The following is a 2,711-nucleotide window of genomic DNA, read 5'->3' on the forward strand; positions in this document are numbered from 1 at the left end:
GTTTTACCAATCCCAGGATGGGCATGCGCAGGCCAAAACTGGCTTTGGTCGCCGTATCAATATCCTCGGCTGAGGCATAGCCGTTGTCTAGCAGAAACAAGACCTCATTGCCCAGGGCGCTTTGCAGGCGGTTAGCGATGAACCCGGGAAGGAATTTGGAAATGACAATGGGTTTCTTGCCCGCGGCTATTATCAGCTCCTTCACCGTGTCCACGGTCTCTTGAGAAGTTGCCGGCCCGCGGACGATCTCCACCAAGGGCACGATATGGGGTGGAGCAAACCAGTGGGTGATGAGCACTTTGTCCGGCCGTTTGGTCTCCACGAATTTAAAAATGTCCATATAGGAAGTATTGCTGGCCAGGATGGCAGTCGGAGGGCAGACTTGGTCGAGGGTCTTGAACATCTCTTTTTTGGCGGCCGCATCTTCAATGATCGCCTCGATGACAAAGTCAGCGTTCTTCCCGGCATCTTCAATCTTTGTGGTGGTATGGATTCGGTTGAGAATGGTGGCTGGTTGACTCTTCTCCAAACGCCCCATCTCCACAAAGGTTTGCAGGTTGGAAGAAATAAGGCTTTGGGCCTTGGTAAGGATTTCTTCCTTGATATCGTTCAGCCAAACATTGTACCCGGCTTGAGCAAAAACTTGGGCTAGGGAATGGCCCATGGTGCCTGCACCGACGATGGTCACGTTACGGATTTTGTTCATTTTCACTCTCCTTTAAAAATTTTTTTGAGCGAATCAAATCGCTCTCCCGGCAAAGGCCCCTTCATGGATAGCCTGGTAGATTTTCCTTGGCTCCAGGCAGTCTCCGATAACGTAAACATTTCCGAAATTTTCCTTCAGGGGCTTGAGCAATTCCTGATTTGGTGTGAGTCCCAGGGCCAGAATCGCGGAGTCCACCTCTACTCGTCGCTCTCTCCAGTCGCGTCCGTGCAGAAGCACAAAGGCATCTTCAATTTTCGCAAGCATCCAGCCCGTTAATATTTCTACGTTCCTTTCTTGCAGCAATTGCAGGAGGGCCAGCCGGGAGCGCATCTCTAGGTCGAGGGCGAGGTCGTTTAGCATCTCTACCAAAGTTACCTTCTTCCCCAAAGAAGCCAGGTGCGCGGCCACTTCGCATCCCATGGCTGCTCCCCCGGCAACCAGGACTCTTTTCCCGGCCTGGTATTTTCCGGAGAGCAGATCGATAGCGGTGGCCACAAAGGGTTTGTGGATTCCGGGAATTTTCGGGAGAGGCATGGTGGACCCCGCAGCCAATACCACAGCGTCAGGCTTGAGTTCCTTGACCAATTCGAGGGTGGCCTCATGTTCGTAAAGGATTTCTACACCCAATTTATTCACCTGAGTTTTTGAATATTCCAGGAAGCTGCGTAATTCGGCTTTAAAAGCTGGGATGGCGGCGTGACGGAGGAGACCTCCAAGCTCTTTCTCTTTTTCTATTAAGGTAACCCGATGTCTTCTCAAGGCCAGTACCCGAGCAGCTTCCATCCCTGCTGGGCCCCCCCCGATTACACAAACCTGTTTAGGCTTAGAAACAGGATGGATGCGCATCTGCCGTTCCCGCCCCACCTCGGCATTGACGGCGCAGCGCTGCGTCTTGCTCTGGCGCACGCGACTGCTGCAACCTTCATTACACCGCAAACAGGTGCGGATGTCCTCAAACCGGCCGGCCTGAACCTTATTGGGAAGTTCAGGATCCGCAATCAAAGCCCGGCCCATGGCGATCAGATCCGCTTGCTTTTTTTGCAGGGCTTGCTCGGCCAGGAAGGGATCGTGTACGGCCCCCACCGCAATGACCGGAATGTTCACTACCCTCTTAATTCCTTCGGCCAGATGGAGGAGATACCCTTTAGGAAAGTACATGGGGATGATAAAGTGCTGCCCGGTTTCGATGATTCCAGCCGACACGTGGAGGTAATCGATTCCACTCTCCGCCAGCCTTTTAGCGAAGGCTTTGCTCTCGTCCAGGATTAGGCCACCCTCGATGAACTCTTCGCCGCTGATCCGGTAGCCCACCAGGTAATCGCTCCCGACCTTGGAGCGCACCCGGTCCAGGGTCTGCAGGGCAAACAACCCTCGATCCCTGCCGTAAATATCCGCCCGGCGATTGGTATAAGGGGAGAGGAACTGGGCCATCAGGTACCCATGCGTCCCGTGCAGCTCTACGCCGTCAAAACCAGCTGTTTTCGCCCGGCGAGCCGCTTCGGCAAAAGATTCGATAATGCTCTCGATTTCATCGAGGGTCATCTCTCTGGCCATTTCCCCGGTGTAACTGGGTATGGCGGAAGGGGCGATCGGCTGGCGGCCCATGTATTTGGCCGATGTGCAGCGCCCGCCATGGCAGATTTGCAGGATGGCCCTGGCCCCCTGCTCCTGGATGGCTTCGGCCAGGTCTCCCAGTCCAGGGATAAGCTGGTCGCTATAGACCCCCAGTTGCCCGTGGTTGGCCTTGCTTTCCTTCTCATCGATGTAACAGTACTCCACGATGATCAGACCTACGCCCCCCTTCGCCCGTTCAGCGTAATAATCGATGAGTTGGGGGGAGACAACTCCATCCGGGTAGCAGAGCCTTGAGAGCATCGGGGCCATGACGATCCGATTGCGCAGGAGCAGGTTCTTCAAACAAAAAGGCTGCATTAATTTTGTCAAATTCATAATTCCCTCTTTTCCCCATCAGACTCTTTGGGACGCAGATTCACCCTGTTAGATG

The 2,711-nt window shown here is 54.1% G+C and carries 2 protein-coding genes; both read right to left on the minus strand.

The window, feature by feature from the left end; all coding sequences use genetic code 11:
- Window positions 1–706 (minus strand): 3-hydroxyacyl-CoA dehydrogenase family protein (locus tag Q7V48_12110; GenBank protein ID MDO9211470.1); only part of this gene is annotated, 706 nt, incomplete at its 3' end.
- Between the two features lie 33 nt (window positions 707–739).
- Complete coding sequence (locus Q7V48_12115; GenBank protein ID MDO9211471.1) at window positions 740–2,656, minus strand: NAD(P)/FAD-dependent oxidoreductase; 1,917 nt, start codon at window positions 2,654–2,656, stop codon at window positions 740–742.
- Window positions 2,657–2,711: the final 55 nt, after the last annotated feature.

The sequence above is a fragment of the Deltaproteobacteria bacterium genome (genome assembly GCA_030654105.1).
Classification (GTDB): Bacteria; Desulfobacterota; SM23-61; order SM23-61; family SM23-61; genus JAHJQK01.